This window comes from Myroides phaeus (genome assembly GCF_900099675.1).
Taxonomy (GTDB): Bacteria; Bacteroidota; Bacteroidia; order Flavobacteriales; family Flavobacteriaceae; genus Flavobacterium; species Flavobacterium phaeum.
In genome coordinates, this window is record NZ_FNDQ01000013.1 from 14,063 (window position 1) to 39,449 (window position 25,387).

Genomic DNA, 25,387 nt, shown 5'->3' on the forward strand with positions numbered 1-25,387 from the left:
AATAATGTTTAATTTAGAAGAATGTATGTTTTTTTAGGATGTACAGAACTAACTTTCGTCTTATTTATATGACGTATTCACAATGTTTTTAGTAAGTTATGGTGTTGTATTTAAGACTGATTTTAGGGAGTTTTAGTTTTGCTTGGGCTGCTTTGATTACTAATAAGTTAAGGACTTTACTATCTCTATTAGGGGTTACAGTTGGTATATTCTCAATCATTGCTGTTCTTGCAGCTGTAGATTCTATGGATAAAAATATAAAGTCTGAATTAAGTGGACTCGACCGAAGTATGATGTACGTTTTTAATCATTCTTTTGGACCAACGGATGTTCCTAAATGGAAGATCGATAGGTTTCCCAAGGTTACTTATGAAGAGTATGATTATTTAAAGAGAAACTTGAAAGAAGTAGAGTTTATATCTTATAGTATTTTTACACGTGGGGAGAATATTAAATTTGGGGCTAATGTTGTCGAAAGTGTAAGCGTAAAGCCTTGTACCTCTGAAATGGAGTTTTTAGATAATGTAAAAATTGGGAATGGTCGTTTTTTTAATGAGGCAGAATCTACAAAAGGAGCTGCAGTTGTCGTTCTTGGTTATGAAATAGCAAATACTTTGTTTAAAAATTACGATCCTATAGGTAAGTCAGTTCGTCTTTATGGACGTAATTTTCGGGTTGTCGGCGTTGTAAATAAACAAGGAAAGGCTCTTGGAGGTAGTCATGATGAGACGGTGTTTTTTCCAGTAAATTTCTTGCGACAGCTTTATGGCGATACTAATATAAAAGGTACTCCTGCTATCGTTTTAAAACCTTTTAAAGGAAGTGATATTAAACAATTTGAACAGGAAATAACTTCTAAGTTACGAATGTTTCGTGGTATTAAAGTAAGCGAGGAGAATAACTTCTTTATTAATGTCTTTGGTGGAATGTTGGATATGATTGATGAGATTGTAGGAAAGATGAATGTAGTTGGTTGGGTTATCAGTGGTTTTTCTTTATTAGTGGGAGGTTTTGGAATTGCTAATATTATGTTTGTTTCTGTAAAGGAAAGAACACATTTGATAGGAGTACAGAAAGCAATAGGAGCTAAGAGTAGATTTATTATGTTTCAGTTTCTTTTTGAAGCTGTGATATTGGCATTAATAGGAGGGGTAGTAGGATTGTTTTTGGTATGGGGTGTAGCTTTACTTATTAATAGCTTTGCTGATTTTAAATTTGTATTGAGTTTCTATAATATTGTAATAGGATTATTCTTATCAGGGATAATTGGCTTGATATCGGGGTTGTTGCCAGCTCGTTCAGCAGCAAAATTAGATCCTGTTGAAGCAATTAGAATGGGTGGATAGTAAAATATAAAAAGTAAAAAGGGCTAACTTCAGATTTGAGTTAGCCCTTTTTTGGTATAATAACGAGTAATATTATCTCATTGGTCTATTAAGAATTAAATCTAAATATTGATTTACATTCTTTTTAAGATCTCTTCTGTGAGTGATGAAATCCAAGAATCCGTGTTCTAATAAGAATTCAGATGTTTGGAATCCTTCTGGTAAATCTTTACCAGTTGTATCTTTCACAATACGAGGACCTGCAAATCCAATTAATGCACCAGGTTCAGCGATATTAATATCTCCTAACATTGCAAAAGATGCAGAAATACCTCCTGTTGTAGGGTCTGTACACAATGAAATGTACGGAATTTTAGCATCGCTCAATTGAGCTAATTTTGCAGAAGTTTTCGCCATTTGCATTAATGAAAAACCTGCTTCCATCATACGTGCTCCTCCTGATTTTGAAATCATTAAGAAAGGTATGTTGTTTTTTAAAGAGTAGTCAATTCCACGTGCAATTTTCTCTCCTACTACAGATCCCATAGAACCTCCAATAAAAGCAAAATCCATAGCAGCAACTACTAATTTTTCTCCTTTTGATTTACCAACAGCAACTCTAACAGCATCTTTCAATTGCGTTTTAGCCATTGCTTCTTTTAAACGATCTACATACTTTTTAGTATCTTCAAATTTTAAAATATCTTTTGAAGAAAGGCTTTTGGCTATTTCTTTGTAGTCGTTGTTGTCAAAAAGAATTTCAAAATATTCTTTACTACCAATACGAACGTGATATCCATCCTCTGGACTTACCCATAAATTATGTGCTAATTCATCAGAATCAATAATTTTTCCAGTAGGTGATTTATACCATAAACCTTTAGGAATATCTTTTTTGTTTTCTGTTGGTGTCTGAATTCCTTTTTCTTTTCTTTTAAACCAAGCCATAAAATGTTTGTTTTGTTTATACTATGTTTTTAAACAAAGAGTCAGACTATAAGGTGTTAACGTTGTTTAAGTCTTTAAAAGCTTCTTCTAAACGAGCGTTAAAAGTCAATTCTCCTTGTCTTACCCAAGCACGAGGATCGTAGTACTTTTTATTTGGTACATCTGCTCCTTCTGGGTTTCCTATTTGAGTTTTTAAATAGTCAATTTTTGATACCATATAGTCTCTTACACCTTCTGTATATGCAAACTGAAGGTCAGTGTCTATATTCATTTTTATTACACCATAAGAAATTGCTTCTCTAATTTCTTCTAATGTAGAACCTGATCCTCCGTGGAAAACAAAATCAACAGGGTTGTGTGCTAAATTATATTTTTTAGCAACATACTCTTGAGAATTTTTTAAAATTACAGGAGTAAGTTTTACGTTTCCTGGTTTATAAACACCGTGAACGTTTCCAAAAGCAGCTGCAATTGTAAATCTATGACTTACTTTTGATAATTCTTCATAGGCATATGCTACTTCTTCTGGTTGAGTGTATAATCTTGAAGTATCAACATCACTATTGTCAACACCATCTTCTTCTCCTCCAGTAATTCCTAATTCGATTTCTAATGTCATACCAAGTTTTTCCATTCTTGCTAAGTACTTTTTAGAAATTTCAATATTTTCTTCAATTGATTCTTCTGATAAATCAATCATATGTGAACTGAAAAGAGGTTTACCGAATTGTTTCATAAACTCTTCACCAGCATCTAATAATCCATCAATCCAAGGTAGTAATTTTTTAGCACAGTGGTCTGTATGTAAAATTACAGGTACACCATAAGCTTCTGCTAAAGTATGAACGTGTTTAGCTCCTGCAACAGCTCCAATAATAGCAGCTTTTTGGTTTTCATTTGAAAGACCTTTTCCAGCCATAAATGCAGCACCTCCATTAGAGAACTGAATTATTACAGGTGAATTTAATTTAGCTGCAGTTTCTAATACTCCATTAATAGTACTTGAACTTGTTACGTTTACCGCTGGTAACGCAAATCCTTTTTCTTTAGCGTATTTAAAAATCTCTTGCACTTGGTCTCCAAATGCAACCCCTGGTTTAATATTATGTGCCATAGTCGTGTTGTTTTTTATTTTACAAAAATACTAATTATTATTTGATTAGAATGGATAATTAATTCCAACATTTAGAACTGATTCTTTTAGGCTAAACTCTTTAAACCACTTGCGATCTGATTCTATTGATGGATTGTATGTTTTAAATCCAAAGTCTAATCGAAATACAAAGAAACTAAAATCGTAGCGAATTCCAAATCCTGATGCTATTGCAAAATCTTTTAAAGATGATATTCCATTAAATGTATATTCTTCTTGTTCTACATCATCAAAAACGTTCCATACGTTTGATGCGTCTACAAATAGTGCTCCATACCATTTTCCGGCTACATTAAATCTATATTCTGTACTGAAAAATAGTTTCATATTAGCTTCATTGAAATCGTTTATTCCACCACTTCGTCCTGGTCCAAGTCTATAAGATTGCCATCCTCTATTGTCATTTGATCCTCCTGAAAAGTAACTACGTGTAAAAGGAATAGAGTTGGAGTTTCCGTAAGGAACAGCCAATCCTCCAAATAAACGCATTGCTATTACTTTTTTATGTCCTAAATCCCAATATTTAACAAAGTCAACTTCTGTTTTTACATATTGAGAGAATTCAACATCTAAGATTGTTTTTTTGCCTGTTGGTCCTTCTTTAGAGCTGGTACTTTTCATTATAACGTCCATTAATCCACCGGCAGATTCTACTTTTGCTTTTAGTGTGTAGAAGTTGTTGTCAGTGATATTTGTACGTGTTGTATTCGTAAATGTAACGTTAGAGGCAATGATAAGGTTGTTTTCTGATAGACGAATTCTTCTTTCTTCAATACTTCTAATTTCTCTATAATCTTGTTGATTAATGTTTAGAGGATTGTCAGGACTTAATGCTTCATTAATAAAGTGATTTGCTCCTCCTTCAGAGATTGTAAGGTTGCCGTTTTGGTCAACGTAATCTGGATTAACATTTTCATATTCTTTAGAAATATCATTTAATCTTTTATACGATGATTTATATACACTAAAATAGTTTTGCGGATTGGTATTTCTTACATATTGTATATTGGCTAAGTCAACGCTGAAAGAGTTCTTTCTTGATGGATACCAACTATAATTAATAATACCATTAAAATTGTTTTTATCCAGCCCAATATTTCTTTGTTGTGAATGACCAAAACTCATAGAAGTTGTAGGTAACATTGTTTTAGGTATTACTTTCTCCGTTTTAATAGGGAATAATAATCTTGGAAAAGTTAACTTAATGTCCCCTCCATATTCTGTTACATTGAAGAATACATTATTAGGATTGTTCATTTGTTTTGATGACCCTAATGCTCCTTTTAAATTAATCTCTAAAAGTTCTGCACCTCTAAATACGTTTCGAAATAAAAGTCCAATACTACCTCCAATACCAAAGTCTTGTATGTTTGAGTGTGTAATATCTAACGAAGGGTTAAACGTCATCTTTTTTCTTGACGTCAAATAGATGTTACTAATTAAAGATTGTCCTGTAGAGTCTCTTTGGTCTTCAATGTATTCAATTACAGGATAATTAAACGTACGCAAGTTACTAATCGAACGAGAAGTAAGCATACGTCTTTGGTCACTAAAAGTACTCCCTTTTGTGATAAATATAGCGTCTGTTAAGGCTTTTGGTTTGTATTGTAGTTTATTTGAACTATAAATATTAAAATTGTTATAGTGAACACTGTCTAATACATATTCTTTGTTTTTAGAGCTATTGTCAGTATAAATATTGACATCACTTATTTTATAAATATTAAAAGGTACTTGAATAAGTGTATCTCCCGATTTTACTGTTCTCGGGTCAATAATCATTTCAATATTTGCTTTGTTTTTTTTCTGTAAAATAGTATCTACTTCATAGCGAATATTTAGTTCTTGAAAGTGATAAGCACCATTATCTCTAAATTCAGCTGTAACTCTTTTGCGTTCATCTTCAAAGTTTTGAACGTCAAAAACTGTATTCGTTTTAATCTTACTTTTTGCTTTCGATTTTTCGTAAATATCCTCTAATGGCTGTGAAGTAATGTTTGTACTGATACTATCAATGTAATAGGGTAATCCAGTATTAATAGTATATGTGTTTTTTACTTTTTTTACGCCTACACTATCAACCTTATTAACTACCGTACGGTCAAAGTATCCTTTGTTAAAGTAGTAATTCGACAAACGAGCTATAGATTTAGCAGTTTTTAAAGAATCAATTAAGACAGGAGCTTCTCCCGTTTTGATCAAGAAGTTGTTTATACCAGAGATTACAAATGATTCGCCCAGTCTATTCACTTGTTTTTTTGACAAGATAGCTTCTAATGTTTTATTTGTTCCTGGATGTTCTTTTAGCCACTGATGATACAATGAATCAGCATTTGGTTTTGCAAGATTGTACAAGGCTAATCTCAATCTGAAATTAGTCATTGGCAAAGAACTATTAGGGTGTTGATATAATTGATTGATTATATCTTCTTTTGTTGTTTTTTTACCATTTTCAATAATGATATTATCCATTAACAAAGCTTTGTTCTCAGGAACGCGCTTCGTGATTGAGCAAGAAAAAAAACTTATGCTCATTAATAGAATTAGTAGTATTTTTGGGAAATATTTGCTCAAAGTAGTAATGTCAATTATCAGTCAAAAATACATTTTTTTATGGTTACGAAAAACCAAATCAAATTAATTAAGAGTTTACATCAGAAAAAATATAGAAAAGAACATCAACTTTTTATTGCTGAAGGGGTTAAAGTTATAGGTGAATTACTGAAATCATCTTTAGTTCTTGAACACATTTATTGCACAGAGGCATTAAACTTTGAGGTTTCTTCATCAATGGTTTCTCTTGTGAGTAAAGATGATATGAAAAAGATGTCTGCTTTAACAACTAACTCTAATTGTTTGGCTGTGTTTCATTGTGCTAAAGAAGAAGAAGTTGATTACAATGATATTGTAGTAGCTCTTGACAATATACGAGACCCTGGAAACTTAGGTACTATTATTCGCCTATGTGATTGGTTTGGTATTCGCCATATTATTTGTACAAGTGAAACAGTTGATGTTTATAACCCAAAGGTAGTACAAGCAACAATGGGGTCTATGGTCAGAGTAAATTTAGTTTACGGCGATTTAGAGCAGATGATTAAAAATGCAGCAGATGTTCCTGTTTACGGAACATTTATGGATGGAGACAGTATTTATAAACAAGAGTTTGTAAATAAAGGAATAATCGTAATGGGAAATGAAGCTAATGGAATTTCTAAAACAATCGAATCATTAGTAACACAAAAAATAGCCATTCCTCGCTTTGGTTCATTGCAACAAACCGAAAGTTTAAATGTTGCAATGGCAGCGTCTATTGTTATAAATGAGTTTCGTAGAATTAACTTCTAATGGAAGGTAAAGTTTACGAATAATCCTCTTGTTTTCATAGAGGTAATATCTCCAGTCCAAGGGCTGTTTTTATTATCTCTTTTTAATTCATCACCAATTCCAAATACTCCGCGAATAGAAGGAGAAAATTTAAAGTACTCAAAGTAAATATCTATACCAACTCCTAATTCATAATTAGCAGTCCAGTTTTTCATTCTCCAAACACCTTCAAAGTTATCAGAGTCTACTTTATGATTACTACTCAGGTTTAAATCTAAAGAAGCACCTCCCAGTACATAAGGTTTGATATTTCCAATTCGCTTAGAAGAGAACTTCAAAAGTAATGGAAAGTGAATATAGGTTGAACTTACACTTTTTACAGAAGTATTGTTCAATTCATTTGTAGAAGGGTTTGCGATACCTTGTGAATGAAAATACTCATTGATAATTGCAGAAGGGTATCTTAATTCTCTTTTGGTATAATATAGACCTGGTTCAAAACGCAAGTCTATATATTCCATAATTCTTAAGTTACCAACCAACCCAACATTAAATCCAATGTTAGATGTTACCTGAATTTCTGTATAATCACTCGGTGTACCTTGTTTTTCTTCATATTCTTGAAGCTTGTCATAAAAGTTTTTGTCGTAATCAAACTTAAAGTCATAAGAATTAAATCCTAAGTAATACCCCCAGTGAACACGTTGTTTGTCCCAATCAGGTTTATTGATAATAGGATTTCTTCCAAAGACCCATTGCCCAAAAGAGTTTGAGCTTGTAAGTAAGACAATGATTATGACAAGTAGTTTTTTCATATTATTTCGAAGATGAATAAATAGTAGCAATACCCATAGTTTGCGGACGATGCTTTACATCTTTAAACCCAACTTTTCTTAAAATATTGTTTAATTCTTCTCCAAAAGGGAAGTTTTTAGCAGAGTCAGATAAATATTTATATGCTTTTTGATCTTTAGAAAACAATTTACCCATAAAAGGCATAATGTTTTGAGTATAGAAGAAGTACCCTTGTCTAAAAGGAAACTTAGTAGGTACAGATGTTTCAAGAATTACAAAAATTCCACCTGGCTTTAATACTCTTAATATTTCAGAAAGTCCTTTTTCAAGGTCTTCAAAGTTTCTAATTCCAAAACCAACAGTAATAGCGTCAAAAGAATTGTCTGCAAAAGGTAAGTTTTCTGAATCACCTTGAATCATTTCAATTCTATTTTGAAGATCTAAAGCTTTGATTTTTTGTTTACCAACCTCAAGCATTCCTGCAGATAAGTCAAGACCTGTAATTTTAGTAGCTTTCGATTTTGACAACAAAATAGCTAAATCACCAGTTCCTGTAGCAATATCTAAGATTGATTCTGGATTTGTATCAGAAACCAATTTTAATACTTTTTTTCTCCATCCTTGATCAGTTCCTAAAGAAATCATACGATTTAAATTATCGTAATTTCCAGAAATTGTATCAAACATTTGTTCTACTTGCTGTTTTTTACCAAGTTCAGATTCTTCGTATGGAGTTATATTCTTTGACATTGTAAATAAATTTTGAGCAAATATAATTATTTAAAGCCAAATTGTAAGTTTCATCACTCGTATAATTGACCCTTAGATTGTTTTCTTAATAGAAATAAAAAAACCTAAGCATTCTTTGCTTAGGTTTTGTCTATAAAATATTTTTTTAGATGTACATATGGTAGTAATCTCCACCTACAAATTCAAGTTCTTTCCCTTGTTTAAACCCTAAACGAGTATAAAGTTTCATTGCATTTGGGTTTTCTAAATCAACGATTAAACCTACTTGTTTAAAACCTTTTTCTTTCGCAAAAGTAACAGCGTGATTTAATAAATGACTTCCAACACCTTTTCCTTGTACGATAGGAGAAACAGCAACAGTATCCAAGTAAAACTCATTTCCCTCTGTTTCTGCTTCTGGAATTAAATCATTTTGATATTGTGCTTTCATTAATTCTAAGACCGGCTCTCTAAGTTTTTCAAAGTCATCTCCATTATATCCTGTTACAGATCCTACAACATTGTCTTCTTCATCTACAGCTACAAAAGTATTTTCATAACTATACAGATTGTTTGGCTTTCTAAAAAGAATAGTCAAGAAGTTAATTGCTTCTTCAACGTCTTGTTTTTGAATAAAACTAAAAACAATATCTTCCATTGCTTGTAGCATTAACTCAGGAACAACGTCATAATCTTCTTTTTTCGCTGGTCTAATAGTAAACTGCATTTTTTTATACTTTAAAATTGAAATGCAAAGGTACTAAAGTGTTTTTTCACTTGCGAGTCTATCCTTATCTTTCTCCTCTCTTTCTTTTTCTTTTACAACTCTATACCAAATCTCACTTACATTTTTAATATTGACATTAGCAGGATTAAAAACGGGGTCTTTTCCTGCTTTGCGTTGTTTGATATAATCATCTAAAGCAACCATTGCTGGTTTGTAAAGTAAGAGAATTGCAATAATGTTAATCCAAGCCATTGCACCTACACCTATATCTCCAATTGCCCAAGCCGTACTCGGTTCATTAATAGAAGCAAAAAAGACAGATGCTAAAATAATAGTACGCATAATCCATCTTAAGATGATATTTCTTTTTTTACTTAAATATTCAAAGTTTGATTCCGCAATAAACAAGTATGACATTGTAGTTGTAAATGCGAAAAACGTTAAAGCAATTGCGATAAATTGACTTGCAAATACTGGAAATTGTGTTGCTACTGCTTTTACAGTGTATGCTGCTCCTGGTTCAATTCCAGGGATGTTTTCTACAATATAATTTCCAACACCATCAACAACATTGTATTGATTTGTAAAAAGAATCATTAAAGCAGTCGCAGTACAAACAAATAACGTGTCTATATACACAGAAAAGGCTTGTACTAATCCTTGTTTTACTGGGTGTGATGTTTCTGATGCAGCAGCAGCGTGTGGTGCAGTTCCTTGTCCTGCTTCATTGGAATAAATTCCTCTTTTTACTCCCCAAGCAATTGCTGCTCCGAATATACCACTAAACGCCGCCTCCATATTGAAAGCTGATCTAAATATTAGTCCAAAAACTGATGGTATTTCTTGATAGTTTAGGGCTATAATTATAAGTGCCATTATGATATAAGCTGCTGCCATAAAAGGAACAACAACTTGTGAGATACGGCCAATATTCTTTGCTCCCCCAAATACCGCAAGTCCAAGAAATAAACAAATAAGTAAACCAGTTATCCATTGAGGTACTCCAAAAGCACTATTGATGCTAATCGAAATACTATTACTCTGAATACTTGGTAAAAAAAGAGAACAGCTTATTATTGTTATAATCGAAAATACTAAGGCGAATGTTTTATTATTCATACCACTTTGGATATAAAAAGCAGGTCCACCACAATATTGTCCATTTTTTTCCACTTTGTAAATCTGAGCTAACGTCGATTCTACAAATGCAGAGGCACTTCCTAAGAAAGCAATCATCCACATCCAAAATATTGCACCCGGACCTCCTGCAGCAATTGCAGTAGCTACCCCTACAATATTACCAACGCCAACACGTCCCGCAATTGCAATACTAAAAGCTTGAAATGGACTAATCCCTTTTTCAGAGGATCCTTCTGTAAAAAGTAGCTTGATCATATGTCTGAAAAAGCGTACTTGCACAAACTTTGTTCGTATTGAGAAAAATAACCCTGCACAGAGGCAAAGGGCAATAAAAACGTCTGACCAAATAATATCATTGGCGACTTGAATTGCGTGTTCCATAGTTAGTTGTTTGTTGTTGGTTAAAAAGTAAGAATATTTTAACTAATGACAAAGTTTATTTTTTTGTTTTTGTAGATTTAAAAGGATTATAAATAAAGAAAATTAATTTTATAGAGTGAAGTGTTACACTTATTGTAAAGTATTTTGGAGTTGTTTTAAAAAGAATTATAAAGTAAAATAATTTTAAGAAATAAACTATTACTAATCTATTTAGTTGGTTTACTTTGTTGATAAACAGTGATTTATAGTTGTTTTCTCTAATTGTAATTAGCAAGGGGATTTCAAGGTGTTTTGAGAATATGTATATGCTTATAGCAGAGGGGAAAGTTAATAGTATAGAGTAATAGGATAATTATCTGTGAAATAGTGATTAAATGAGTTTTACACCTTAAAGAGAAGTGTAATAAGTATGAAATAACATCTGTTTTACAATGACTATAAGTCAAAAAACGTCAAATGTGGTTTGTTTGTAGCTATTAAAAGCACAATAAATTTTCTTTTTTTGTTGACGAAAACAGCAATTAGATAGGGGAGTAAAAAACATTTTTGAGGTAGGTAGAATAAAAAAAGGTATCTAAATAAATAGATACCTTTTGTGTTTATTAGAAACGGATACTGAATAATCCTTCTTCTTTATTTTCGATGTTATCAAAACGCTCTTTACATTCTTTGATCATTTTGATAGCAGCAGCTTTGTCTCCAAAACCGTTAGTTGAAACTTTTTTATTTTCTAAGTCTTTGTAAACTTGGAAGAAGTGTTCAACCTCTTTTTTGAAATGTTCGTTAACGTCGTTGATGTCGTTTAACTTATTCATAATTGGGTCAGATACTGGAACACAAAGAATTTTTTCATCATCTCCTTTATCATCAGCCATGTAGAAAATACCTACAGGTTTAACCTCTACTACCAATCCTGGAACAGAAGGCTCAGTAAACATTACTAATACGTCTAATGGATCTCCGTCTAAAGCTAAAGTTTCTGGAATAAATCCGTAATCAGCTGGATATCTCATGTTTGAATATAAAAGACGGTCAAAACGTAATCTTTTTAAGTCAAAATCATACTCGTATTTGTTTCTGCTTCCTGCTGGAATTTCAACAAAAGCGTCGAAAGTTTCAAATGTATTCATATCTATTTATTTTAAATCTTAATTCTAAATAATTGGGTGCAAAAATACTGTAATTACTTGTTTATAACAAGCTTTCCCCAAATAATTAGAAATAAATTCCAAAAGAACCTCGTATTGCAAATCTTCTCGCGTCTGGCATATCAAGATAGTTACCTCTCCAGCTTAAGTCTAATCTGAAAATTTTAAAAATATTTCCTACCCCCACATAGTATTCATAGTAAATATCTTGAGGAGCTTTATACACTAAATCAGAAGCATTCAAGTCTATATTAGCTTGCGATACTTTACCATAAGCACCACGAATACCAACAATTTCTCTCAAATTAAAGTCGCGCAACCACGGTATTCTTGAAAACAAGCGACCTCCAAAGTTATGTTCTAAATGTAGAGAAGCATATTGATCTGTTACAAATTCATAGTAGTTTAAGTTTGCAAACGTATTAGTGATATTAAACCACGCTTGGTTACCTGGTATTACACTAAGTAAACCAAGGGGAACATCTCCAAAAGTTTTACCTGTTTCAAAAGTAGTTGTAAGCGTTCCAAAACCACCCAATAAAATAGGTTTTCGCGCATAGAACTGTAGTTTTTTATATTCAAAATCACTTTCTAATGCCCCTTTAAAACCTTGGCTAAATCTCAAGTATAGTTTTAAATATTTGCTATCTATATCATTTCTATCAACTCCATAGCCAATTGTTCTGCGGCCAGGTGTATAATCAATTGCTAATTCAACTTCAGATTGTTTAGTTTCATTTTTAATCTCACCCGTTTCTTTGTCAGAGTAGTAGTTTAGATTAAAAGCATCAGAAGCTGGTTTTAATGTTCTGTAACTAAATGTTGTAATAAATCTTAGGTTTTTTACTGGTTCAATTTCTAATCCAACAGTAGATAAATTAATATCAGTAAGTTTAGAGTTGTCACCACTTGCAAATAGCGAACTCGAAGCAAAACTTCTACCTAATACATCGTTAGTCTCTGTTAAGCTAACTCCGATTTGTTCTATATCTCTTCTATTACCTCCAAATAAAATTAAGCGACTATCATTATGTAACAATACTTTTCCGCTAATACCATATTTGAACTTATTGTCTTTAAAACCATAAGCACCATAACCTTCTAATCTCCATTTGTCGTTAGGACCAAAGTAGGTTCTACCACCAGCTCTAAGTCTTAAACCTTCAATATCGTTGTATCCGAAAGTTGAGAAGATAGGACCGTAGTCAAAATTATACTTATTGATATTATAGTAGTTACTCGCAATAGTTGATGATAAGTCAAATAGGAAACGGAATTTAGGAACCGTTTTTAGTGTATCTAACATTTTATAAATACCTAATTCGTCTTTGCTCAACGGTTCAAAACGATAGCTTTTCCAGAAATCATCAGAGCGTTTGTATACAGTTTCATCGTAAACATTCACATTCTTTTGGTAGAATTCTGCTGGATGTTCTATATCGAATTTATGGTGTTTATAAATAGAAGTTCTCTTCCCATAAATACCTTTAGATGTTTCTTTTTTAGACAAAGCAAAATCAGACATAAAGTAGTCTTTTGTCAATAAGAAAACGGAGTCGTTTAGTACATCAAACTCTTGCTCAATATAAATATCTTTAACCCAGTTGATATTTGCATCTTTACTGGCGTCCATATTAATTTTCTTAATAGCAAACGTAGAATCATTTACCCAGAAATCACCTTTAAATGTAAGTTCTCCTTTTCTTCGAGGGTAATAAACAATGTTATAACACCATTTGTCTTCTATAAAAGCACTATCAGCCAAAACGTAGTTATATACGTTAATACCTGTTCTTGAAAGTGGACTTACGAAGTCTTTATCAAAAATTTTAATGTAGTTATTATAGATGTTATAATCAGCATATAGATCTTTTACGAACTCAATAATATGTTGGTTTGTATCAAACCCTGAGTTTTTATTACCTAATGTTTTTTCAATTTTCTTGTTGTTTTGGTTATCACCATAAACCTGTCCGAAATTTTCATTGATAAAAATAGGTAAATATGTTTTTCCAGTAATCTTACTTGTATCCACGTGTTCGAAGATGAAGTCCATTCCTCTAAACAGCTTTTTTTGTCTGTAAGCACTGTCAATTGTATTTAAATCAAATTCGATTTTTTCATATTTGTCATATTCATAATGAGCAAACATATTCAAACCGTTCTTTCTTTTTCTCTCCCAAATTTTACGCAGAATATCTAAAGCAGGATTATTTTTTTTTGATGTTTTACCAGCGTAAATAGTAACCTCAGAAAGAAGGTTATCTTCCTCTAAGACGATTGTCATATCGAGGTTTGTTTTTCCTGCAAGTTGAATTTCTTTTGTTTCATACCCTACAAAAGAGACGATAAGGATGTCATAAGTTTTGGCAGATTCTAAGTAGAATTTACCATATTCATTGGCAATAACTCCGTCAGTAGAGTTTTTGTAATAAACACTTGCAAAAGGGACTTCTTGGTTGTTTTTATCTATGATTTTACCACTTACTTTGGTTTGAGCCCAACTAAACATGGAAATAAATAAAAATAACAGTAGGAACTTAAATTTGTTTTTCATAGCAATATAAGGACATAAAAAAAGACTCCATTTAATTAAAAATGGAGTCTTTCAAATATACGTTATTTTTTTATTTATAAAGTACTTTTTTAACCGCTTTTACAACGTCGTTCGAATTCGGTAACCATTCTTCTAAAAGAACAGGAGAATAAGGCGCTGGCGTATCAGCAGTAGTAATTCTTTGGATAGGAGCATCTAAGTGATCAAATGCTTGCTCTTGTACAATGTAAGTGATTTCTGAAGAAATACTTCCAAATGGCCAAGCCTCTTCTAAGATTACTAAACGGTTAGTTTTCTTAACAGAGTTTAAAATTGTTTCTTGATCTAAAGGACGTACAGTACGTAAATCGATAATTTCACAAGAAATTCCTTCTTTAGCTAATTCATCAGCAGCTTTGTAAGCTTCTTTGATAATTTTACCAAAAGAAACAACAGTTACATCAGTACCTTCTCTTTTGATATCAGCAACTCCTAATGGGATAGAGTATTCACCTTCTGGCACTTCTCCTTTATCACCATACATTTGCTCTGATTCCATAAAGATAACAGGGTCGTTATCACGGATAGCAGCTTTCAATAATCCTTTTGCATCATAAGGGTTAGAAGGCACTACAACTTTTAATCCAGGTACGTTAGCATACCAGTTTTCAAAAGCTTGAGAGTGTGTCGCTCCTAATTGTCCAGCAGAAGCTGTAGGACCACGGAATACGATCGGGATGTTAAATTGTCCACCAGACATCTGGCGTAATTTAGCAGCATTATTTATAATTTGGTCGATTCCTACTAAAGAGAAGTTGAATGTCATAAACTCAACAATTGGACGGTTACCGTTCATTGCTGATCCTACTGCAATACCTGAAAAACCAAGCTCAGCGATAGGCGCGTCAATTACGCGTTTAGGACCGAATTCGTCCAACATACCTTTAGAAGCTTTATAAGCACCATTATATTCAGCTACTTCTTCACCTATTAAATATATTGATTCGTCGCGACGCATTTCTTCGCTCATGGCTTCACATATGGCCTCTCTAAATTGAATCGTTTTCATAATTTTACTATTTTCTGTAATTAATTTACAAAAGCAAAAGTATAAAAAAATATCTTTATCTACCTTATGTTATAGTATGTTTTGCATTTTTTAACGGAGGGTATGGTTATTTTATAAGCATTGATAATAATAGGGGATTGAATACTTATATATTGCTATTATATTTTAAGGTTTATTTCTCTATCAGCAAGTTTTTGCTCTTTTTTCTTTTTATTTTATTGTACACATTTTTTTAGAAACCACTATTGGTTATAAGTTTTAGAAATTCTACTTCTAATTTCTTATACAGGAGCAGCTGTGAAGATTAATTTTCGAATAGTTGCTTTTATTTTTTCATCTAAAAGCTTCCAAAAACAAGCCAGATCTTGTTGTGTATTTATGTATATCCTGTGTTTAATATATGTAAGGTGCTTGTATATTTTTACATAGAAAGTATACATACACTATACAAGCACTATACATACACTATACAAACATCCTTCTTAAAACTAATATTCCATTTGTCTTATTCCTGTCTCGTCCTACTTTAGCTGTACAGTTATAGTGGATAATCCTGTTTTGTACTGTACAGTTATTTCAGCACAGTGCAACTATTCCATTATTTATAAGATATAAGTATGCAAATCGTGTGTTTTATTAAAAAAAGAGGAAGAGGAGTTTATTAAATAAGCCGTAAATGCAGTCGTATTATTTATGCATTATTAGCAGAAAGTTGCCCTATTTATATAATGTGTCTAAGATAACTTTTCCCTATTCTTTAGAATTACTCTAAAGAAAGTAATGTTTAAACAAAAATCTTTTGATAGCTTAGTTTAAAATTGTATGCGTGCATAGTAAAATATCGAAATTAATTCTTATTTTCGTTCAGTAAGTAAAATTGTAAAACACAAAAACTATATAAAAAATGAAAATATTAGTTTGCATCAGCCACGTGCCTGATACTACTTCAAAAATCAACTTCACTAATGGAGATACAGAGTTTGATACAAACGGAGTTCAGTTTGTAATCAACCCAAATGACGAGTATTCTTTAACAAGAGCAATTTGGTTTAAAGAAAAACAAGGAGCTACGGTTACTGTAGTAAATGTAGGTGGAGCAGATACAGAAGCTACATTGAGAAAAGCATTAGCAATTGGAGCTGACGAGGCTATCCGTGTAAATGCTAATCCTACAGACGGAATGTTTGTAGCTAAACAATTAGCTGAGGTAGTTAAAAACGGAGGTTATGATTTAGTATTAGCAGGTAAAGAATCATTAGACTACAATGGTGGAATGGTTCCTGGTATGTTAGCTGCTTATTTAGGATTTGATTTTATCAACTCTTGTGAAGGACTTGAAGTTGATGGTACTTCTATAAAAGCAATCCGTCAAATTGATGGAGGTAAAGAAACAATTTCAGGTAATTTACCTTTAGTTGTAGGTGGACAAAAAGGAATTGTTGACGAAAAAGATTTACGTATTCCAAATATGCGTGGAATTATGTCAGCAAGATCTAAAGCTTTAACAGTGTTAGAACCAGTAGCTACTGATGTTGCTACTAAAGTGGTTAAATTTGAAAAACCAGCTGCAAAATCAGCTTGTAAAATGATTTCTCCAGACAACATTGATGAGCTAATTAACTTATTACATAACGAAGCAAAAGTTATCTAATTCTATTAATTTATTTGTAAACCTTTAAAAAAGAAAGTATTATGTCAGTTTTAATATATGCTGAATCAGCAGAAGGAAAATTTAAAAAAGTAGCATTAGAGTTAGCTTCTTATGCGAAAAAAGTAGCAGAATCTTTAGGAACAACTGTAACAGCTGTAACAGTTAATGCTGGTGATGTTAGCGAATTAGGAAAATACGGTGTAGATAAAGTATTAAAAGTTTCTGATGACAAATTGAAAACTTTTAACGCTAAAGCATATGCAGATGTTATTAAACAAGCTGCTCAAAAAGAAGGGTCAAAAGTAGTTGTATTATCTTCTTCAACAGATAGTTTATATGCTGCTCCGATTGTTGCAGTAGGTTTAGATGCAGGATATGCTTCTAACGTGGTTGCTTTACCAGTTAGTACTTCTCCATTTGTAGTAAAGAGAAATTCATTCTCTAACAAAGCGTTTAACGAAACAGAACTTACAACAGATGTAAAAGTTATTGCATTAGCTAAAAACTCATTCGGATTAGTAGAAGCTTCTGGAGCTGCTGCTGCTGAAGATTTTTCAGCTTCTTTAAATGATGCAGACTTTTCATTAAAAGTTGAAAGCGTAGAGAAAGTTTCTGGAAAAGTTACTATTGCTGATGCAGATGTTGTTGTATCAGGAGGACGTGGATTAAAAGGACCAGAAAACTGGAAAATGTTAGAAGATCTTGCTGATGTTTTAGGAGCTGCTTTAGCTTGTTCAAAACCAGTTTCTGACTTAGGATGGAGAACACACGAAGAGCACGTTGGACAAACAGGAAAACCTGTTTCTTCTAACTTGTATATCGCTGTTGGTATTTCTGGAGCTATCCAACATATTGCAGGGGTTAACTCATCTAAAGTAAAAGTTGCTATTAATACAGATGCAGAAGCTCCTTTCTTTAAAGTGGCTGACTACGGAATTGTAGGAGATGCATTCCAAGTAGTACCTCAATTAGTTGAAAAATTAAAAGAGTTCAAAGAGAAAAACGCATAAGCATTTCTAAATGCAATAGATAAAAAAAAGCAATTAAGGCAAAGAATTTATATCTTTGTTTTAGTTGCTTTTTTGTTTAAGTAAAAATTATGAGTTTGATAAAATTAACAGTAAGTGGAATATCTTACAGTCATACCCAAAATGGTGCTTATGCACTTATTTTGAATGAAGAAAATGGAAATAGAAAGTTACCTATTGTAATAGGAGCGTTTGAAGCACAATCGATCGCGATTGCAATTGAAGATGATATAAGACCTCCAAGACCTTTGACACACGATTTGTTTAAAACATTGTCAGATAAATATGGTATTATAGTTAAGCAGGTTATTATTAATAAATTAGTAGATGGAATTTTTCATTCAAGTTTAATTTGTGAGCGAGAAGGAGTGGAAGAGATTATTGATGCAAGAACATCTGATGCCATTGCTATTGCTATTCGTTTCTTTGCACCAATATTTACATTTAAAGATATTATGGAAAAGGCGGGTATTATCTTAAATGGAGATCAGGATGATGTTTTAGAAGATGAAGAGGACAATGAAGATAGTGATGATCTAAATGATATTGCAACACAGGTAGAACAGTTTTTAGAAAGCGAAGCGAAGGCTAATGACTTTTCTAAGTTATCCGTTGAGGTAATAAATGACTTGTTAAATAAAGCAATAGCTAATGAAGATTATGAAAAGGCAGCCAAATTGCGTGATGAACTAACGAAGAGAAAATAATAAACTACTATACAACACACTATGAAACAATATTTAAATTTAGTACAAGAAGTATTAGATAAAGGAGTTCAAAAAGGAGATAGGACAGGAACAGGGACTAAAAGTATTTTTGGTCATCAAATGCGTTTTGATTTATCAGAGGGATTTCCTTTGGTAACAACTAAAAAAGTGCATTTAAAGTCTATAATTTATGAACTTTTATGGTTCTTAAACGGAGATACTAATATTAAATATTTAAAAGATAATGGTGTTCGTATTTGGGATGAATGGGCTAATGAGAATGGTGATTTAGGACCTGTTTATGGCTACCAATGGAGAAATTGGAATGGAGAGGGAATAGACCAAATTAAAGAGGTTATTGACACGTTGAAAACAAATCCTAATAGTAGAAGGATTATGGTTTCTGCTTGGAACCCAAGTGTTTTACCAGATACATCTGTTTCTTTTGAAGAGAATGTAGCAAATGGAAAAGCGGCGTTGCCTCCTTGTCACTCGTTTTTTCAGTTTTATGTAGCAGAAGGAAAACTTTCTTGTCAATTGTACCAACGTAGTGCTGATGTGTTTTTAGGAGTACCTTTTAATATTGCTTCTTATGCCTTATTGACAATGATGGTTGCGCAAGTTTGTGATTTAGAAGTGGGAGATTTTGTTCACACTTTTGGAGATGTACATATTTACAATAATCATATTGAACAAGTTAATCTTCAGTTGTCAAGAGAGCCAATGGCATTGCCAAAAATGGTGTTGAATAAAGATGTTAAAGATATCTTTAGTTTTACATACGAAGATTTTACATTAGAAGATTACAACCCTCATCCTGCAATAAAAGGTAAGGTGTCGGTTTAAAACAGAATAACCTTTATAAACGATATAGCTATGGACAATAAGAATCCTTATGAAGCGTATGATTACGCCCGTAGAAGAGTTAAACAAAAAAAGTTATTGTTTTTTCACTTCGCTGTTTTTTTCTTGGGAAGTGTTTTGATGTTTTGCTTTAACGCTTTTATTCAAGATCCTGCGAATACTGTTGTTTGGTGGCCTTATGCTATTGGAGCGTGGTCTATTCTTGTTTTTTTACACGCTGTGAACGTATTAATTGTTGACAGTTTTATGGGGAAAAAATGGGAAGATAAACAAGTGAAGCGATTGATCGAGAAACAGGAAGAGCGAATAAAAGAGCTAAGAGCAAGAGTTGAAAAAGATTTTCCATTAGTAGATGTAAAGAGAGATTTAGATCAGAAAAACACTGATGTAACAAAAAACGAATTCTGAATTCTAATAAAAGAATACAATGAAGCTTATTTTAATAGCAGCAGCAGCAGAAAATAATGCTTTAGGAAAGAACAATGAAATGTTATGGCATTTGCCAGATGATTTTAAGCATTTCAAAAACTTAACGTCAAACCATTTTATCATAATGGGGAGAAAAACGTTTGAGTCTTTTCCTAAGCCATTGCCTAATAGAACACATATTATCATCACAAGACAAACAGACTATACAGCACCAGGGGGGTGTATTGTTGTAGCGAGTTTAGAAGCCGCTTTAGCAATTGTAAAAGAACAAGCTGAAGTGTTTGTAATAGGTGGTGGTGAAATATATAAATTAGCACTACCATTTGCAGATAGAATTGAGTTGACAAGAGTTCACACAAGTTTAGATGCAGATGCCTTTTTTCCTGAATTTTCACTGGGGGAGTGGAAGTTGAAAAAAGAAGAGTTTCACAGTGTTGATGAGAAACATCAATACTCATTTACCTTTCAAACTTTTGAGAAGTAAGTAACCGTTAATAAATATGTTTATGAAAAAGATATTATCTCTTCTTGTTTTGTTTGTCTGTTCTTTGAATGTACAAGCGCAAGATAGTATTAAAGTAAAATTGCTCAATAGTGAGAACTTAGCAAAAGGACAATTGTTTGTTGGGAAGGATATTTATGATAGTACTTATCTAACAGAAGAAGGGAATGTCTTTAAAAAAGTAACAAGATATACTTCTGTAAATTTTTCAAATAAAAATAAAGGAGCGTTAACGCAAGTAGATTTTAGTAATCCGTTGCAAATACTTTTATTTTTTAAAGAAGATAAATCAGTTGTTATACTTAATAAAGATTTAGCTCCAGTAGGTACTGTAGAATTTGGTGAAAAGTTTCCAAGTATGGAAATGGAATACCTTTCTAATAGTACGAAGCGCAATTATTGGATAGTAAATAGTGTCAATAGAAGTGTTAGTTTATATAGCAGTACAACGTATGAATTACACCGTGTATTTACATTACCTGAGGGGAGAATAAAAAATTATTATTCGTTGCCTCAAGCCTTCTTTTACGTAGATGATAAAAATATTATACACGCAGTAGGCTTGACAGGAAAAACAATATTTGATTATGCGCTGCCTACTAACTATGATCAGATTCAGATCATAGACTTACAGAAATTAATTTATAGCTACCAAAACAAAATGTATTACGTTGATTTGGTGCAGAATAAAGTATATCCGATTGCCGTTCCGGAAAAAAGCATTTCAAGCTTCTTTTATAACACTCAAAAATTGAGTATTTTTGCGGAACAGAAAATAAATAATTACCTTATAAAATTACCGTAATGCATATAGCTATTGCAGGAAATATTGGCGCAGGAAAAACTACGCTTACAAATTTATTGGCAAAACATTATAATTGGGAGCCTCATTATGAAGATGTAGTTGACAATCCGTACTTAGATGATTTCTATCACCAGATGGATAGATGGTCTTTTAATTTGCAGGTTTACTTTTTAAATAGTCGTTTTCGCCAAGTTTTACAGATAAGACAAAGTGGTAAGTCGATTATTCAAGATCGTACTATTTATGAAGACGCCCATATTTTTGCACCTAACTTGCACGCAATGGGGTTAATGTCTAACCGTGATTTCCAGAACTATTCTTCTTTGTTTGAATTAATGCAAGAGTTAGTAGGAGCACCTGATTTATTAATCTATTTAAGAAGCTCTGTTCCTAATTTAGTAGGACAAATTCACAAAAGAGGTAGAGAGTATGAAAACTCTATTTCAATTGAGTATTTGAATCGATTGAACGATAGATATGAAGAGTGGATTAAAGGGTATGATAAAGGTAAATTATTAATTGTAGATGTTGATAATTTAGACTTCGTTGATAATCCAGAAGACTTAGGAGATGTTATCAATAAGATTGATGCAGAAATCAATGGATTATTTAAAAAGCAATAACATTATTTTGTAAAGAAATAAGTTGACGATAAAAGAAAAGAGCTGTTTAAGTAAACAGCTCTTTTTTTATGCATTAGTAATTTCTCTAAATAGTTTTTCGAGGTTCTTACTTTTTACTTGTAGTGATAATGTTTTTAAACCATTTTCTTGTGCAAAGTCGTAAACAGTACCACGATAATCTCCTTCAATAGGAAAAAACAACTCCCACTGTGTATCGTGTATATGATTAGCTTTAACAAGGTTTGGAATTTGATTGATAAACTGAATTTCAATTTTGTAATCAAATTCGACAGCAATGATTTGTTCGTTTTGATGTTCTAACATATCCGTTAACATCTGGTCAGCTACTATTTGTCCTTTTTTGATAATAATCACACGTTCACAAATAGCTTCAACCTCCTGCATAATATGAGTAGAAAGAAAAACAGTTTTATCTTTCCCTATATTTTTAATAAGCTCTCTAATTTCTACTAATTGATTAGGGTCTAATCCAGTAGTAGGTTCGTCTAAAATTAGAACATCAGGATTGTGAAGAAGAGCAGTTGCAAGACCTACTCTTTGTCGGTATCCCTTTGAAAGCTGTTCAATTTTCTTATGAGCTTCAGGCGTAAGTCCAGTAAGCTCAATCACTTCTTCTATGCGTTGTTTGTTAACTTTATATATATCTGCATTAAATTGCAGATATTCTCTAACATACATATCTAAATAAAGCGGATTGTGTTCTGGTAAATACCCGATTGATTGCTGTACTTTTTTTCTTTCAGTTTCAACGTTAAACTCGTTTACATAAGCTTTTCCTTCATCACTGTGGATGTAGGTTGTAAGTATTTTCATCAATGTTGATTTACCAGCTCCATTAGGACCTAAAAAGCCAACTATCTGTCCTTTTGGAATAGAAAAGCTAATGTTGTCTAAGGCCTTTTGATCGTCGTATATTTTACTGATGTTTTTAACGAGTAGTGACATTGTTTATAAGTATTAGAGTAACAAATGTAGTTATTTTAATGAGAAAAACCGAAAGATACGCTTAGGCCAATTATCCCAATAACAATCAATGTAATAACAATATATAACCAATCTTTTTCCAAGAAAAAAGAGAGTAGTGATAGCACTAAACGCAGGGCAGGTGTAAGGAATAATAACAATACGCCTAAAAATATAATTGCCTCTCCATCTCCTCGAGCTACACCACTTATGATATTGTTAAACACAATGTATATATTATCGTGTTTTTCTGTAAATGTTGCAAAGTTTACTGTTTCTCCAGATTGAGTAAACAATAAGATGATACCACCTATTAGAGCAACTGATAAAGCTAATAATACGCCATATCGCAAGACATTTCCAATGATTGCTTGTAAATCTGTATCGTTAAATTTCTTTGTAGTCATAAGGTTAAATATTTCCAAGTACTCCGTTATAAATCATATTTGCAGCTAAAACTAAAATTAGGAAAGCAAAGAACACTTTTAGTTTTTTAGTATTCGCTCTCATCAGCACTTTAGCGCCAACCATCGAACCAATTAATACCCCAATAATAACAGGCATACAAATACTTGGTTCAATATATCCTTTTTGAATATAGATCACTGAACTGGCAATTGCTGTAACACCCATCATAAAGTTACTTGTTGTAGTAGAAACTTTAAAAGGAACCTTCATAATGCTATCCATTGCAATAACCTTAAAAGCACCTGAACCAATTCCCAATAAACCAGACATCATACCAGCAACCCCCATCATACTAAAACCACCGATGATGTTTGTCATCCCATACTTAACTTTTTCTCCAGAGGGAGTAGGGTATGTACTCGTTAATTTTAATTTGTGTGTCAGTGTGCTTGATTGCTCCGGAGTAACCAAATGGTCTTCTTTTTTGCGAAGAGAATTTATAGAAGAGAATACTAATGTTGCACCAAATATAACTGCTAATACTGATGTTGGAGCATTGGTAGAAATTAACGCACCAATCACAGCACCGGCTGTTGTCGCTATTTCTAAAAACATCCCGAGTCTCATATTTGTAATTCCCTCCTTTACATAAGCAGAAGCCGATCCAGAAGAAGTTGCAATAACAGCTACTAAAGCAGTACCGATGGCATAGTGCATATCTACTCCTAAAAATACAGAAAGTAAAGGGATTATGATAATTCCTCCTCCTAAACCAGAAAGAGAACCGATAAATCCAGCTGCAAATGCTCCTAAAAACATAATTAGCGTGAAGGTGAGTAACGTCATTTCGATATAATTTTTGTAGTAATGTGGTTAAAAGTAAGTATTTATCGTATAAAAATCGATTTTAAGTGCAATTTTATAATTTAGATATGTTATCTTTAATTTCTGTTTCGTAAAGAATAGGTGTTAATCTTACCTATTCTTTGCGTCGTTATTAAAGTAATACTATTAAATTTGTGCCAATGGAAAAAGTAAACATTAACAAGGATTGGTTGTCTTTATTTCAAGGACAAAATCCTGCAATCATTGCAGGACCTTGTAGTGCAGAGACACCTGAACAGGTTATGAAAATCGCCAAATCACTACCGAAAGAAGTGAAAGTATTTCGCGCTGGGATTTGGAAACCTCGTACACGTCCAGGAGGATTTGAAGGAGTAGGAGCCATTGGATTGAAGTGGTTGCAACAAGTAAAAGCAGAAACAGGAATGTTGATTGCTACAGAAGTTGCAACAGCAGAACACGTGCAGTTGTGTTTAGAACACGACGTAGATATCTTGTGGATTGGTGCTCGAACAGCAGTAAATCCATTTGCTATTCAAGAAATTGCAGATGTTTTGAAGGGAACTGATAAAGTTGTCTTGTTAAAAAATCCAGTGAATCCAGACTTATCTTTATGGATGGGGGGAATTGAGCGTCTTGCTAAAGCGGGAATTGCTAAATTAGGAGTTATTCATAGAGGATTTAGTACTTATGAAAAAACAAAATATCGCAACAACCCAGAATGGCAAATACCATTAGATTTAAAGCTACATTTGCCTAATATTCCAATTTTCTGTGATCCATCACATATTACTGGAAATAGAAGTAAGATATTTGCAGTATCACAGCAAGCACTTGATTTGAATTATGACGGATTAATGATTGAAACACATTGTGATCCTGATAATGCGTGGAGTGATGCACCCCAACAAGTAACACCGGATCAGTTACAAGATATTTTAGATAACTTGAAAGTGAGAAATGTTACTGATGAAACGGAAGAGTTTTTACAACAAATACAAGCATATCGTATTCAAATTGACGATATGGACAGTAAACTATTAGATCTTTTGAGAAAGCGTATGTTGATTTCCGATGCAATTGGTACGTTGAAAAAAGAGAAGAACGTTGCTGTTTTCCAACAAGGACGTTGGACTACAATTTTGGAGAAAATGCAAGAAGAAGGTAAGCACATCGGGTTTACTGAAGAGTTTATTACAGCTATTTATACAGCAATTCACCAAGAGAGTATTTATAGACAGGATAAAATTATTAACAAAGAATAA

At 32.5% G+C, this 25,387-nt stretch carries 24 protein-coding genes; 11 read left to right on the top strand and 13 right to left on the bottom strand.

The genetic code is table 11. The annotated features are described in order from the left end of the window. Window positions 1–98: 98 nt before the first annotated feature. Complete coding sequence (locus BLT46_RS08010; protein ID WP_090408893.1) at window positions 99–1,346, top strand: ABC transporter permease; 1,248 nt, start codon at window positions 99–101, stop codon at window positions 1,344–1,346. Between the two features lie 72 nt (window positions 1,347–1,418). Here BLT46_RS08010 and accD read toward each other — a convergent pair whose 3' ends face one another. From accD to tamL, 3 genes are read right to left on the bottom strand one after another with little or no spacing between them, the layout of a single operon-like run. Beyond that, a complete protein-coding gene (accD, locus tag BLT46_RS08015) occupies window positions 1,419–2,273 on the bottom strand; it encodes an acetyl-CoA carboxylase, carboxyltransferase subunit beta (RefSeq protein ID WP_090408896.1) in 855 nt (284 codons plus the stop codon). A 46-nt stretch (window positions 2,274–2,319) separates the two neighbouring features. Further along, entirely contained in the window at window positions 2,320–3,387 is a 1,068-nt protein-coding gene (gene fbaA, locus BLT46_RS08020) for a class II fructose-bisphosphate aldolase (RefSeq protein ID WP_090408899.1), read from the bottom strand. A 45-nt stretch (window positions 3,388–3,432) separates the two neighbouring features. Then, window positions 3,433–5,961: a translocation and assembly module lipoprotein TamL gene (gene tamL, locus BLT46_RS08025; RefSeq protein ID WP_090408904.1), complete on the bottom strand. Its 2,529-nt coding sequence runs from the start codon at window positions 5,959–5,961 to the stop codon at window positions 3,433–3,435. A gap of 78 nt (window positions 5,962–6,039) precedes the next feature. Here tamL and BLT46_RS08030 point away from each other — a divergent pair, with 78 nt between their 5' ends. Beyond that, the gene (locus tag BLT46_RS08030) at window positions 6,040–6,774 is read left to right on the top strand and encodes a TrmH family RNA methyltransferase (RefSeq protein ID WP_090408906.1); all 735 of its coding nucleotides are present in this window, start codon (window positions 6,040–6,042) and stop codon (window positions 6,772–6,774) included. Here BLT46_RS08030 and porT read toward each other — a convergent pair. The 7 genes from porT to BLT46_RS08065 all read right to left on the bottom strand — a co-directional run bounded on the left by porT (window position 6,771) and on the right by BLT46_RS08065 (window position 15,278). Next, window positions 6,771–7,568, bottom strand: coding sequence for a type IX secretion/gliding motility protein PorT/SprT (gene porT / locus BLT46_RS08035; RefSeq protein WP_090408907.1), 798 nt, complete (start codon window positions 7,566–7,568; stop codon window positions 6,771–6,773). The two genes, BLT46_RS08030 and porT, sit on opposite strands and share 4 nt — an antisense overlap. Window position 7,569: 1 nt before the next feature. Next, on the bottom strand, window positions 7,570–8,298 hold the full coding sequence (gene ubiE / locus BLT46_RS08040) for a bifunctional demethylmenaquinone methyltransferase/2-methoxy-6-polyprenyl-1,4-benzoquinol methylase UbiE (protein ID WP_090408909.1): 729 nt from the start codon (window positions 8,296–8,298) through the stop codon (window positions 7,570–7,572). Between the two features lie 145 nt (window positions 8,299–8,443). After that, window positions 8,444–9,004, bottom strand: coding sequence for a GNAT family N-acetyltransferase (locus BLT46_RS08045; RefSeq protein WP_090408911.1), 561 nt, complete (start codon window positions 9,002–9,004; stop codon window positions 8,444–8,446). Window positions 9,005–9,037: 33 nt separating this feature from the next. Further along, a complete protein-coding gene (locus tag BLT46_RS08050) occupies window positions 9,038–10,525 on the bottom strand; it encodes an alanine/glycine:cation symporter family protein (protein WP_090408913.1) in 1,488 nt (495 codons plus the stop codon). 602 nt (window positions 10,526–11,127) lie between these two features. Beyond that, window positions 11,128–11,655, bottom strand: a complete 528-nt coding sequence (locus BLT46_RS08055; RefSeq protein ID WP_090408915.1) for an inorganic diphosphatase — start codon at window positions 11,653–11,655, stop codon at window positions 11,128–11,130. A gap of 85 nt (window positions 11,656–11,740) precedes the next feature. Beyond that, the gene (locus tag BLT46_RS08060) at window positions 11,741–14,230 is read right to left on the bottom strand and encodes a DUF5686 and carboxypeptidase-like regulatory domain-containing protein (RefSeq protein WP_090408917.1); all 2,490 of its coding nucleotides are present in this window, start codon (window positions 14,228–14,230) and stop codon (window positions 11,741–11,743) included. A gap of 70 nt (window positions 14,231–14,300) precedes the next feature. Beyond that, window positions 14,301–15,278, bottom strand: coding sequence for a pyruvate dehydrogenase complex E1 component subunit beta (locus BLT46_RS08065; protein ID WP_090408921.1), 978 nt, complete (start codon window positions 15,276–15,278; stop codon window positions 14,301–14,303). Between the two features lie 904 nt (window positions 15,279–16,182). Here BLT46_RS08065 and BLT46_RS08070 point away from each other — a divergent pair. From BLT46_RS08070 to BLT46_RS08105, 8 genes are all read left to right on the top strand, one after another. Then, window positions 16,183–16,929 carry an electron transfer flavoprotein subunit beta/FixA family protein gene (locus BLT46_RS08070; RefSeq protein WP_090408924.1) on the top strand — a complete coding sequence of 249 codons (747 nt, stop codon included), beginning with the start codon at window positions 16,183–16,185 and terminating at the stop codon, window positions 16,927–16,929. 41 nt (window positions 16,930–16,970) lie between these two features. Further along, window positions 16,971–17,939, top strand: coding sequence for an electron transfer flavoprotein subunit alpha/FixB family protein (locus tag BLT46_RS08075; RefSeq protein ID WP_090408927.1), 969 nt, complete (start codon window positions 16,971–16,973; stop codon window positions 17,937–17,939). An 89-nt stretch (window positions 17,940–18,028) separates the two neighbouring features. Further along, window positions 18,029–18,664 carry a bifunctional nuclease family protein gene (locus tag BLT46_RS08080; RefSeq protein ID WP_090408930.1) on the top strand — a complete coding sequence of 212 codons (636 nt, stop codon included), beginning with the start codon at window positions 18,029–18,031 and terminating at the stop codon, window positions 18,662–18,664. Between the two features lie 21 nt (window positions 18,665–18,685). After that, window positions 18,686–19,510 (top strand): thymidylate synthase, encoded by an 825-nt coding sequence (locus BLT46_RS08085; protein ID WP_090408932.1) that lies wholly within the window; start codon window positions 18,686–18,688, stop codon window positions 19,508–19,510. Window positions 19,511–19,540: 30 nt separating this feature from the next. Then, complete coding sequence (locus BLT46_RS08090; protein WP_090408934.1) at window positions 19,541–19,936, top strand: 2TM domain-containing protein; 396 nt, start codon at window positions 19,541–19,543, stop codon at window positions 19,934–19,936. A gap of 19 nt (window positions 19,937–19,955) precedes the next feature. Next, window positions 19,956–20,441 (top strand): dihydrofolate reductase, encoded by a 486-nt coding sequence (locus BLT46_RS08095; protein WP_090408937.1) that lies wholly within the window; start codon window positions 19,956–19,958, stop codon window positions 20,439–20,441. 22 nt (window positions 20,442–20,463) lie between these two features. Then, a complete protein-coding gene (locus BLT46_RS08100; RefSeq protein ID WP_090409048.1) occupies window positions 20,464–21,264 on the top strand; it encodes a hypothetical protein in 801 nt (266 codons plus the stop codon). Beyond that, a complete protein-coding gene (locus tag BLT46_RS08105) occupies window positions 21,264–21,887 on the top strand; it encodes a deoxynucleoside kinase (protein WP_090408939.1) in 624 nt (207 codons plus the stop codon). The genes BLT46_RS08100 and BLT46_RS08105 overlap by 1 nt, the downstream gene beginning before the upstream one ends. 66 nt (window positions 21,888–21,953) lie before the next feature. Here BLT46_RS08105 and gldA read toward each other — a convergent pair whose 3' ends face one another. The 3 genes from gldA to BLT46_RS08120 are packed head-to-tail and all read right to left on the bottom strand — an operon-like array spanning window position 21,954 to window position 24,125. Further along, window positions 21,954–22,853 carry a gliding motility-associated ABC transporter ATP-binding subunit GldA gene (gene gldA / locus BLT46_RS08110; protein ID WP_090408941.1) on the bottom strand — a complete coding sequence of 300 codons (900 nt, stop codon included), beginning with the start codon at window positions 22,851–22,853 and terminating at the stop codon, window positions 21,954–21,956. Between the two features lie 35 nt (window positions 22,854–22,888). Continuing rightward, the gene (locus BLT46_RS08115) at window positions 22,889–23,278 is read right to left on the bottom strand and encodes a DUF1634 domain-containing protein (protein ID WP_090408943.1); all 390 of its coding nucleotides are present in this window, start codon (window positions 23,276–23,278) and stop codon (window positions 22,889–22,891) included. Window positions 23,279–23,282: 4 nt separating this feature from the next. Then, entirely contained in the window at window positions 23,283–24,125 is an 843-nt protein-coding gene (locus tag BLT46_RS08120) for a sulfite exporter TauE/SafE family protein (protein WP_090408946.1), read from the bottom strand. A gap of 179 nt (window positions 24,126–24,304) precedes the next feature. Here BLT46_RS08120 and BLT46_RS08125 point away from each other — a divergent pair, with 179 nt between their 5' ends. Continuing rightward, a complete protein-coding gene (locus tag BLT46_RS08125) occupies window positions 24,305–25,387 on the top strand; it encodes a chorismate mutase (RefSeq protein WP_090408948.1) in 1,083 nt (360 codons plus the stop codon).

Excerpts from the sequence above, each read along its gene's own strand:
- BLT46_RS08055 (WP_090408915.1), bottom strand. The coding sequence starts at position 11,655 with ATGAATACATTTGAAACTTTCGACGCTTTTGTTGAAATTCCAGCAGGA.
- BLT46_RS08030 (WP_090408906.1), top strand. The coding sequence starts at position 6,040 with ATGGTTACGAAAAACCAAATCAAATTAATTAAGAGTTTACATCAGAAA.
- BLT46_RS08050 (WP_090408913.1), bottom strand. The coding sequence starts at position 10,525 with ATGGAACACGCAATTCAAGTCGCCAATGATATTATTTGGTCAGACGTT.
- BLT46_RS08045 (WP_090408911.1), bottom strand. The coding sequence starts at position 9,004 with ATGCAGTTTACTATTAGACCAGCGAAAAAAGAAGATTATGACGTTGTT.
- BLT46_RS08065 (WP_090408921.1), bottom strand. The coding sequence starts at position 15,278 with ATGAAAACGATTCAATTTAGAGAGGCCATATGTGAAGCCATGAGCGAA.
- BLT46_RS08100 (WP_090409048.1), top strand. The coding sequence starts at position 20,464 with ATGAAAAAGATATTATCTCTTCTTGTTTTGTTTGTCTGTTCTTTGAAT.
- tamL (WP_090408904.1), bottom strand. The coding sequence starts at position 5,961 with ATGAGCATAAGTTTTTTTTCTTGCTCAATCACGAAGCGCGTTCCTGAG.
- BLT46_RS08115 (WP_090408943.1), bottom strand. The coding sequence starts at position 23,278 with ATGACTACAAAGAAATTTAACGATACAGATTTACAAGCAATCATTGGA.
- ubiE (WP_090408909.1), bottom strand. The coding sequence starts at position 8,298 with ATGTCAAAGAATATAACTCCATACGAAGAATCTGAACTTGGTAAAAAA.
- gldA (WP_090408941.1), bottom strand. The coding sequence starts at position 22,853 with ATGTCACTACTCGTTAAAAACATCAGTAAAATATACGACGATCAAAAG.
- BLT46_RS08010 (WP_090408893.1), top strand. The coding sequence starts at position 99 with ATGGTGTTGTATTTAAGACTGATTTTAGGGAGTTTTAGTTTTGCTTGG.
- BLT46_RS08070 (WP_090408924.1), top strand. The coding sequence starts at position 16,183 with ATGAAAATATTAGTTTGCATCAGCCACGTGCCTGATACTACTTCAAAA.
- porT (WP_090408907.1), bottom strand. The coding sequence starts at position 7,568 with ATGAAAAAACTACTTGTCATAATCATTGTCTTACTTACAAGCTCAAAC.
- BLT46_RS08105 (WP_090408939.1), top strand. The coding sequence starts at position 21,264 with ATGCATATAGCTATTGCAGGAAATATTGGCGCAGGAAAAACTACGCTT.
- fbaA (WP_090408899.1), bottom strand. The coding sequence starts at position 3,387 with ATGGCACATAATATTAAACCAGGGGTTGCATTTGGAGACCAAGTGCAA.
- BLT46_RS08090 (WP_090408934.1), top strand. The coding sequence starts at position 19,541 with ATGGACAATAAGAATCCTTATGAAGCGTATGATTACGCCCGTAGAAGA.
- BLT46_RS08080 (WP_090408930.1), top strand. The coding sequence starts at position 18,029 with ATGAGTTTGATAAAATTAACAGTAAGTGGAATATCTTACAGTCATACC.
- BLT46_RS08075 (WP_090408927.1), top strand. The coding sequence starts at position 16,971 with ATGTCAGTTTTAATATATGCTGAATCAGCAGAAGGAAAATTTAAAAAA.
- BLT46_RS08060 (WP_090408917.1), bottom strand. The coding sequence starts at position 14,230 with ATGAAAAACAAATTTAAGTTCCTACTGTTATTTTTATTTATTTCCATG.
- accD (WP_090408896.1), bottom strand. The coding sequence starts at position 2,273 with ATGGCTTGGTTTAAAAGAAAAGAAAAAGGAATTCAGACACCAACAGAA.
- BLT46_RS08125 (WP_090408948.1), top strand. The coding sequence starts at position 24,305 with ATGGAAAAAGTAAACATTAACAAGGATTGGTTGTCTTTATTTCAAGGA.
- BLT46_RS08120 (WP_090408946.1), bottom strand. The coding sequence starts at position 24,125 with ATGACGTTACTCACCTTCACGCTAATTATGTTTTTAGGAGCATTTGCA.
- BLT46_RS08085 (WP_090408932.1), top strand. The coding sequence starts at position 18,686 with ATGAAACAATATTTAAATTTAGTACAAGAAGTATTAGATAAAGGAGTT.
- BLT46_RS08095 (WP_090408937.1), top strand. The coding sequence starts at position 19,956 with ATGAAGCTTATTTTAATAGCAGCAGCAGCAGAAAATAATGCTTTAGGA.